The sequence below is a fragment of the Coleofasciculus sp. FACHB-712 genome, from assembly GCF_014695635.1.
GTDB lineage: Bacteria > Cyanobacteriota > Cyanobacteriia > Cyanobacteriales > FACHB-T130 > FACHB-T130.
The window spans coordinates 1-9,024 of record NZ_JACJOQ010000527.1 but is presented as its reverse complement, the minus strand read 5'-3'; the positions used below and the strand labels follow the sequence as shown (position 1 = coordinate 9,024).

At 43.5% G+C, this 9,024-nt stretch carries 9 protein-coding genes and 1 pseudogene; 3 read left to right on the top strand and 7 right to left on the bottom strand.

Features of this window, described 5'->3' with window-relative positions:
- Positions 1-273: carbonic anhydrase (locus tag H6F50_RS18065; RefSeq protein ID WP_242029093.1), on the top strand; the 273-nt coding region annotated here is incomplete at its 5' end.
- Positions 274-576: 303 nt separating this feature from the next.
- Here the strand turns inward: H6F50_RS18065 and H6F50_RS18060 are convergent.
- Positions 577-1,470: an ATP-binding protein gene (locus H6F50_RS18060; protein WP_190429762.1), complete on the bottom strand. Its 894-nt coding sequence runs from the start codon at positions 1,468-1,470 to the stop codon at positions 577-579.
- A 141-nt stretch (positions 1,471-1,611) separates the two neighbouring features.
- A complete protein-coding gene (locus H6F50_RS18055) occupies positions 1,612-2,667 on the bottom strand; it encodes an agmatinase family protein (protein WP_190429761.1) in 1,056 nt (351 codons plus the stop codon).
- Between the two features lie 154 nt (positions 2,668-2,821).
- On the opposite strand from H6F50_RS18055, the gene H6F50_RS18050 reads away from it, so the two are divergent.
- A complete protein-coding gene (locus tag H6F50_RS18050; protein WP_242029092.1) occupies positions 2,822-3,085 on the top strand; it encodes a hypothetical protein in 264 nt (87 codons plus the stop codon).
- Positions 3,086-3,383: 298 nt separating this feature from the next.
- Here the strand turns inward: H6F50_RS18050 and H6F50_RS18045 are convergent, their stop codons facing one another.
- The 5 genes and pseudogenes from H6F50_RS18045 to H6F50_RS18025 form a co-directional block, all read right to left on the bottom strand.
- Positions 3,384-4,721: an ATP-binding protein gene (locus tag H6F50_RS18045; RefSeq protein ID WP_190429760.1), complete on the bottom strand. Its 1,338-nt coding sequence runs from the start codon at positions 4,719-4,721 to the stop codon at positions 3,384-3,386.
- Positions 4,722-4,973: 252 nt separating this feature from the next.
- Complete coding sequence (locus tag H6F50_RS18040; RefSeq protein WP_347277179.1) at positions 4,974-5,495, bottom strand: amino acid permease; 522 nt, start codon at positions 5,493-5,495, stop codon at positions 4,974-4,976.
- Between the two features lie 96 nt (positions 5,496-5,591).
- Positions 5,592-5,765 (bottom strand): annotated as a pseudogene (locus H6F50_RS26595) (IS5/IS1182 family transposase); the annotation flags it as partial.
- A 164-nt stretch (positions 5,766-5,929) separates the two neighbouring features.
- Complete coding sequence (locus H6F50_RS18030; protein WP_190429759.1) at positions 5,930-7,123, bottom strand: PEP-CTERM sorting domain-containing protein; 1,194 nt, start codon at positions 7,121-7,123, stop codon at positions 5,930-5,932.
- A gap of 635 nt (positions 7,124-7,758) precedes the next feature.
- The gene (locus H6F50_RS18025; protein WP_190429758.1) at positions 7,759-7,947 is read right to left on the bottom strand and encodes a hypothetical protein; all 189 of its coding nucleotides are present in this window, start codon (positions 7,945-7,947) and stop codon (positions 7,759-7,761) included.
- A gap of 49 nt (positions 7,948-7,996) precedes the next feature.
- Between H6F50_RS18025 and H6F50_RS18020 the strand changes: the two genes are divergently transcribed.
- Positions 7,997-9,024: sugar porter family MFS transporter (locus H6F50_RS18020; RefSeq protein WP_190429757.1), on the top strand; the 1,028-nt coding region annotated here is incomplete at its 3' end.

Below are 9,024 nucleotides of genomic sequence, written 5' to 3'. Positions count from 1 at the left end.
CACGAACGCTGTGGTGCTGTCACTGCCGCAGTCCAGGGGGAACGTCTCCCTGGAAGCATGAATTCTTTTGTTAAAGCCATCAAACCTGCGATCGCTAAGACAAAAGATGAATCGGGCGATCCGGTTGATAATGCTGTGATTGCCAATGTTCGGTATCAAATTGAGAAATTAAAACAAAATTCAACGATCGTTTCTGAACGATTGCTGGATGAAAAGCTCAAAATTGTTGGAGGTCGTTACGATCTTGATACCGGAAAAGTCACGTTGATTTAGGATTGCCTACAACAGGCATCTCAATTTCCGTCAACGCCGCTGCCCCTGCTACGAACATTCGCGCTGCTGACAGTGATACTAGATAAATTCGCCCCTACTGTCTCTGCTGAATTAAGGTTGCAATAGATAGGTAGGGGCGTTTGCATAGCTTGGTAGATAAACCCCGCAAAACAAGCCAACCTGGAGAAAACACCGCTCAAACGCCTTGGGGTCAATGGGTTCAAACGCCAGATCGATTAGTATCTGGGCTAAGTGTGCATCCTAACGTTCGTGTTAGACCTCACACCCCTGTAAGAACAACTTTTATCGTAACTCTATACCCGCTATTCGTAGAGCATTGTCTATAGGATAGTATTGCCAGAAAATTTTAGCAATCTTATAGGCAAAGGAATTTTCTTGAATATAAAACTTTCTTTCTGGATTTGAAATATCTATTTTAGGCAAAGGAATTTGATACCGACCACCATCACAGGTTACAAACGTTTCTTTATAAATAATTGTCTCGAAATATCTAAGTTCAACTTCAAAGCTATGAGCGCTAACATCAGGAAAGCGATCTGACCATGATTCACGGAAATGATCATTAATCTGCTTCCCTTTACGAACTGTGAACTCTGGGAACTGCTTATGATAAAGTTGGGCATCCTCATTAATGCTTTCCCAATCTTTAAAATCATTTAACAGTAGCTTCATTCTCTCTAAAGGCGGCAGTCCTAATCCAAAGCGTTCACGCCACATTAATTCAATTTGTGCTTCAGGTGCTGACTCTTGAAGCGGAATATTGGTATCACCTAGGCGCGTATAGATAACTCCTGCACGTATTGTTTTGCCTTGAGAGGTTTTATCTTTCACGAGGAAAAAAGGTTTGTCTGGTCGGTTTCTAATTAGTAAAATATCCACTTCAATACTAGGTTGATACTCTATAGTTTGAAGCCTAATGGTGGGAATGCGATTAAAATTGCTTTGACGAAGAAGGTCTTGAATTCCAGCGTTATTCTTACGATTGGAATCAGATTGCACACCTACGATAGTCTTATCATCTGCAACACCAAAAACTAGATATCTATCTCCTTCTACATACGAATTCGCTAGACAGATAATATCGTGAAGCAGCTCAATATTGTTCTGATGGAACTGACGCTTGAAGTCAAGACTTTCAGATTCTGTTTGACTTAGTAGATCCTCTAGATTAACCACAACATCCTCTTAAATAACGAGCTAGACGACGCTTCCGAGTGCTTGGGTTGAATGAAGCGATCGCGCTTACAAAAAGAGCGATCGCATCTTTTAAGATAGATTTTGTGCCAGCATCACTTATTGTTAGAATTTCCTCAATCGCTACGAAAGGTTTTGCTCTGATAATGTCATCAGATTGCAGAGTTTATAAACTGCTCTAGCCCCAACGTTACCATCCCACTCACTATTCCCCACTTCGCATACATCAAACCCAATAATCTGTCTGCCGCTATTGACAACTTCGCGGAATAAGAAAAAGGTTTGCTCTAGTTCTAGACCTCCAGGAACCGGAGTTCCTGTATTCGGGCACAGTTTGGGGTCTAATCCATCGACATCGAAACTGATGTAAACATTCTGCGGTAATTCTGCAACGATTTGTTTGCAAATTTCCAACCAGGAAACTCCAGCATAAAGCTTTTGTTTTAACTGAGGATCGTAGTAAGCAGAAACTCGCCCTCCAGACTGTTGAATCAGATTAACTTCATCTTGAGAAATATCGCGAATGCCCACTTGAGCTAACTTCGATATTTGGGGCAATTTCAGCGCATTAAACATAATTGAGGCATGAGAGAACTCAAAACCTTCATAAGCATCGCGTAAATCCGCGTGAGCATCGATGTGTAAAATTCCGAATTCCGGGTAACTTTCTGCCAATGCCTGAATAGCTCCCAGAGGTACGCTGTGATCTCCTCCAATTGCTGCAACTTTTTTACCCTGTTTTATAGCAGCTTGAGCCTGTTCAAACAGCCATTGATTGACAGCTTGACACTCTTGATTAACCGTTTTTAAGACTTGGGTGAGGTCGGGTTCGTCTTCGACACGCTTCCCTTGTTCCATATGCTCAATAATTCGAGCCGCATCCTGCCTCAAAACCTCATTTTTCTGCTGGATATCTTTGGGAATTTCTACCATGAAAATACCTTTCTTCCAGCCTTCTGGATTGTCAAAGTCATACAAATCCAGTTGACGAGAGGATTCTAAAACTGCATTTGGTCCAAAAGCTGTGCCGGAGCCATAGGAAACAGTCACTTCCCAGGGAATGCCAAACACAATAATATTGGCAGAGTCGTAGTCAAATGGAAGTCCTAAGAGATTACCGTTATCGACACCAATACCGCTAGGATCAAAGTTTAAGAGGATTTCTTCTCTGGTAGCCATTGAGTATGTCCTGAATCAAAGTGGGTTAGCAAAAAGTGGCTTGATAAATGTTAGCGTTGATATTGCAAGTTTTGGGATGAGCCAAGCTGAGTCGGTTGCTATCCCAGTCTATCTTCCACAAGGACTTGTTAATATAACAAATTAGCGATCGCTGATGCCAAATAACATCAAGACAACGTGGAGTGGTTATCATGCCGATAAGGACAATCTGAGGGCTAATATTTGGTCGTTGCTGAAGCAACAGGGGGTAGCCATCGGAGATCTGCAAGGTCACATTCCTAACTTTGTCTGTTCCCAAAAAGCGGCTGAACAGTTAGCAGATTTACCAATTTGGCAACAATCAAAAGCAATTAAGTGCAATCCGGATGCACCGCAAATTCCGGTGCGATCGCGTGCTTTAAAAGATGGGAAACGCTAGGTGAAAACTTAAGGTATATGACTGAACTAATGACTGAGTTCAGCAAATTTGAATTCAACTAGATCGAATAGCACCATTAATTGAGGCTGTACATCGAAAGTTTGATAGCAATGGGGATTAGACAACCTCAAAGCACTATAGCAATCCTATTTCAGTTGTGAACAGGTATTTGCCCTGTAGAGACGCCATATATCGCGTCTCTACAGGGATTCACGAATCATTTAGGATTGCTATATCTCACAGATAACCTTGCAGGATCTTGAGGCACAATACAGCAGATAACCTTGAATAACTGCCCCTAGCTGAGGGATTTTCCTAGCCCAGAGGCATCTGTGATTACTGGACCAAGCGCACTTGCAAAAAACTCAGGCGGTAGACCGCAAGCAAGCCCAACACTCAAGCACAGACCAATCCAAAGATTATTCTCAGCACTGATAATTTGTCCTTTTCCCTCCTCTTCAGGGAATCGCACATAACTTCTCATAAGCACGGGTAAACCAAACTGTTCAACGTGTTGACCCCATGAGTCAAAGTCGTAGAATGGGACGTATCGCCACACCTCATCAAGTTCTAGGGCTACCTGAAAACCAGTTAAAGTAGTGGATTTGCCAAGCCAATCTAGGTAATAGTTAACTAAAACAGCAATTATTAACCAAACTTTGCCAATATTAAAAAAATGAAGGTACGTACTTCTTCCGTCAGGCTGGGCTTTGATCCGATTAAGAATTTGCTGATGCACTAGAGGTGAGCGGATGCTTGATAAGTCATAGTCTTTGAGCTGAACTCGTTGCAGCGGAATAAATATCTTCGTTCTGCCAAATCTATCAAGTTCGATAGCAAGTGAGTTAAATGCTTCATTTTGAATATTTGTATGGCGGAGTACGACAGAATTAGGAGTCGGATAAGCTGCATTAAACTCGATGTTTCCTGATATGGGAATTTCAGGTTTATCAAAGAATGGAAATTGAATTGGTTTTTTGCTGGCTTCCAGTAGACTTTCAATAACTGACGTAGAAAACACATCAGGGTGTTCAATCAAGCCAAAGGGATATGGTGAAATGTAGATTTTCAACCATCCATCCTCTTCAGCTTTGCTGAAAGTACGCTCATCTTTTGAAAATCGTGCAAATCGTTTTGAAACCTCTTTTCCACGTTCAACAAGTTGATCTAGAGCATAGCGGCTTGTCTCTGGCACAGGGTCAGAGGAATCATTGGTGCGTCGATATATTCGCCCGTCCTTGGTAATAAATGGAGTCTCCTGCTTGTCAGGTACATATACAGTAAGGACTAAATGTCCGGTATCGAGCGTAATAACCTGTGGAAAAAAGATAGGCACTGGATCAATATGGTGTTTAACCAAATCACGGACGACTGAGATAGGATCATGGCATGATGTAGGGTCGAAACCAGAAACTGCTGTTGCAACATTATGACTATCAGTCTCTACCCCTACGATGTACCAACCACCATAAGTATTCGCAAGTGATGCCAAACTACGAGCTATCTTCGTTGAGTTCGGCATCTCCCGTTTGTACTCAACGTAATAGCCTTCAGCTACTTGCCGCGTAGTTAGGAGTTGAAGATCCTCAGACTCAAGTGCTTCTCCGATTGGTTTTTCAAAGGGATTGTAGGGCATGTAATGGTTTTAGGCAGGTGGATTTGAACGGAAGTTTGCAACGTTGTTCAATCGAATCTACTGCAAGTTTAGCGAGAGTGAATTTTAGTCTTGCAGCCTAGCTTTATGATGCGATGCTAACAAACAACCTCCAGGGATCGCCTCCACGATAACTTAAGCAGCCTGAGCGATCGCGCCACGAACAGCAGGAGTGTCAGAGGTCGTGGCGCACATTCATCAAGTAGAATTCGCATTGACAGTCAGCATTTAAAATTAGGAGCTTGGCAATCGTCTGCTAAGAGCATTGCGAATTAAAATTATCAAAACTCCTAAACCTGTAAACACTAACGCCAAAATGTGACTTTCACGAGAGGCAAAGGCAATCAGAACTAAGTTGGAGATTAACGCTAAAGCTGGAATCGCAGAAGGAACCCGAAACCCAGTGGTTCGGGGTTCTTGCCTTTTAATGACCAGCAGTGAGAGGTTGACAAGAGAGAACATTGCCAGAATCAAGGTTGCGGTTGTTCCAGCTAGGAATTGAAGTGTACCTGAAAGGGCGAGAAAAATCACGAGTGGCAGAATGACAACTAGCGTTCGATAGGGAGTTGCGCGGCGTGGATGTAATTTTCCTAACCAAGCTGGAAGCAAACCTTCGCGGAACATTCCGTAAAGCAGCCGCGATGCGGTAACAAAATTCAGCAAAGCAGTATTGAGAACGGCGAACAGAGCGATGAGGGAAAAGACGATTGCTGGAAAATTTGGCTCCTGTTTCTGAACGAGCACCAATATGGACACCGACAAGAAACCTCTTGCAAATTAGGTTTGTAGTAGGGATTGCCAAGGCGGGGAAGATGAGAAAAATCAGCACATAAACATTAGACCTCTTGCAAATTAACCTAAGCAAGCCCGTTGAGAACACTCATAATTGTACAAAACAGCAATGAGATTGCACCGTAATCCAAAGCGTCTGCGCCGATTGCAGTAACGTTCAGCCAAAATTCTGAAAATCTTCCAGCAGCGATTGACGTGCTCAATTACCACCCGTTCACGAGCCAGTTGGCGATTGTAGGCTTTCTGTTGTACTGTCAGTCGTTCCCTTTCGGTTTCTTGTATGGTAGGAGATTGTTGGGATGGAGCTTTTGCATTCCCCGGTAGTCTTTATCCTGCAAGCTTTCAATTTGGGGATGAAAGTGAATCCCCAATGCTCGAAACAGCTTAACGCTCTGCTGTCACACTCTATCTTCTGCGTGCAAGCAGCGTTTTTTTCGATTAGACTTTCGTAGAAAGATCGCGCAGAATGTACCAAATGCAAAGAAACTTATCGTAGCTGTTGGTTCTGGTACAGACGTAATCGATGTAATGCCAATTGGACGCTGAAGATTACTGTTAGTTGAGACAAAGACTGCACCTTGATTACCTGCCGAAGGTTGAGCATTCCCTGTTACGCTGTCATATCGTAGAATCGCTCCATAATCGTTTTTGGTAAGGTCAAAACCAACAGTAAAGAGGGTATTTCCAATGAAAGTCAGATTGCCAATAAAGTTATTGCTAAAACCTCCAGGGGTTGAAGTATAGTCAGTTGGAATAGTCGCTTTTAATGCACCTGAATTAATGTCATAAGTTCGTAACCCATTTGCAAAGTCAGTCGTGAACAAATCTCCCTTGGGGCTAAGTGCTAAACCCAAAAAGCTGACGAAGTTAAAACTGTTGGGAAGTGGAGTAGCTGAATCTACTAAAACAGTAGATTGTTTCGTTTTAATGTCATAACTCAATATCTGGCTGGGAAGTCCCTGGCTAAAGTCAGGAACAAACTCTCCAGGTGAAATGATGCCATCTGTGTTAGCATCACCAGGAATGGCAACGCTACCCTGAGTAGAAACGAGCAACTTACCATCAGGTGTAAATAACAAATCATTCGGGCCGTTTAAACCACCAGGTAAGCCATTTCCTGAAGCAAATACATCTACGAATGCACCTGTTGTAGCGTTATAACGCAGAATTGTGTCTGTAAGAAAGCTACTCACGTAAAGATAGCCATCAGGTCCAAATACTATCCCATAGGGACGAGTTAGATTTCCCCCTGAAGCAAATACATCGATAAATGCACCTGTCTTGCCGTTGTAGCGCAATATCTGTCCTGTAGAACTACTACCACTGCTGATATAGAGATTTCCATCAGGACCAAATACTAAATCATCTGGGTTAGATAAGCCACCACTACCAGGGGCAATAAAATCACCCAAAAACTTTCCTGTCTTATCGTCATAACGCACTACATTGTTGGTTTTAGTATTACCAATTAATAAGGCAGCATCTGCTCCAGAAGCTCCAAGGTCTAAAATGGCAGCGGTACTTAAAGTGATTAAAGCTGACAGGTTCAGTAGCTTGATGAATGGTTTAAATGTAAAAGTTTTAATTTTCATAAGGCTCCTCCCATAGATTTAGACTTGTATCTGTTAGACGAAAAATACCCCAAATTTGTCAGTGAAAGCGTAGCTTTACGCAATATTTACCGTGTTTTTGCGTAAGCTTTACAGAAAAATGTTATTAATTAAACTTTACATACTGACGTGAGGTGGAGGAACACCCTTCAGTACAGTTAAACGGATTTTGGAGGGAGTAGGGATGAAATGAAACTGAAATCAACGATCTATCAGCAAGCTAGGGAGTGCTTAATGTTACCGCAAAACGCACTGGTGAGCGGCTGATGGTGAAGAGAAATTTGATTCGGTGACACTTGCGATCGCATCCGGTACATGAATGCGTTTTCACAGGTCGTGTAGTCTGTCAAGTTACTTCTAGATAACTCTCCTTGCGATCGCTCTTAAATACTATTTACAACCTGACGCTCCTATATTTTGGGATATTTACTCTTAATCAGGTATTTATGTTAAGTTTATTCGCTAAATCTTACATTTTCTTACGCTTTCGTAGGTTTAATCCTAAAGATTGATGCTAGTCAGAAGGTAGGATCAAACAATGTTCTCATGGTGAGAAATAAATTTACATCTTTCTGATAACCCGGTTTATCCCATTTCTCACATTAAACACAGACTAGCTATCGAAGCTGAACCAGGAGAACAATCCGATCGTTGTCTCCGGAGTTCACAAAAGTAGAAATTGCCGTAGTACATAAGCGATCGCGCAACGTACTGGAGGTAATCGCCAAGCGATAGACAGCTACCACGATAGGTTGCTGGCTATCGCTTGGCAGGCTTTGCGTTTCAAAGTTTGTATGGATGAGCAAATCGAAATCAATTTAGCTTTGCATTTGCGTTTGACTTAGGGATTAACAAATGACTATTCACAACAAACCTGTTATGCCTAAAGCCAGCACATCCTATGTGCTGATGCTGGCGCTGGTAGCTGCGATTGGCGGCTTTTTATTTGGTTTTGATACTGCCGTAATTAATGGTGCGGTAGCCGCTTTAGGAAAAGATTTTCAAGCCGGTAGTGTGGCAACGGGATTCGCTGTTTCCTCCGCACTTTTGGGTTCGGCGGTGGGAGCCTTCTTTGCCGGACAGATCGCCGATCGTTACGGGCGGGTAAAAACGATGATCGTCGCATCTATTCTGTTTTTGATCAGCGCCGTGGGTTCTGGTATTGCCTTTAATATTTGGGATTTCATGGTTTGGCGATTGGTGGGCGGGGTAGCAGTTGGTGCTGCGAGCGTTATCGCCCCCGCCTACATTGCTGAAGTCTCCCCTGCACACCTGCGCGGACGCCTGGGTTCTCTGCAACAACTTGCGATCGTGACCGGGATCTTCATCGCCTTGCTGTGCGACTACTTCATCGCTGTCGCTGCGGGTTCCGCCGAAGCGCCCTTCTGGTTCGGGATACCTGCTTGGCGTTGGATGTTCTGGACTGAGATCCCACCTGCCATTGCCTATGGAATAGGCGCACTGAGGATTCCAGAATCACCCCGCTACTTGGTGGCTCAAGGACGGGACGCAGAAGCGGCTTCGGTTTTGACAAAGGTTTTGGGTGGAGATGTTGAGGCTAAAGTACAGGAGATTCGGCAGACGGTATCGCGGGAGCGCAAACCTCAACTGTCCGATCTCATGGGTCGGCATGGCTTACTCACGATAGTCTGGGTTGGTATTGGGTTATCTATTCTGCAACAGTTGGTAGGAATTAACGTGATTTTCTACTACAGCAGCGTCCTGTGGCAGGCGGTAGGCTTTTCCGAGAAGGATTCGCTGTGGATTACCGTGATTACCAGTATCACCAATATTGTGACAACGCTAGTCGCGATCGCTTTCGTGGACAAGTTTGGACGCAAACCTCTGCTGATCCTGGGTTCTCTGGGCATGACTCTTACCCT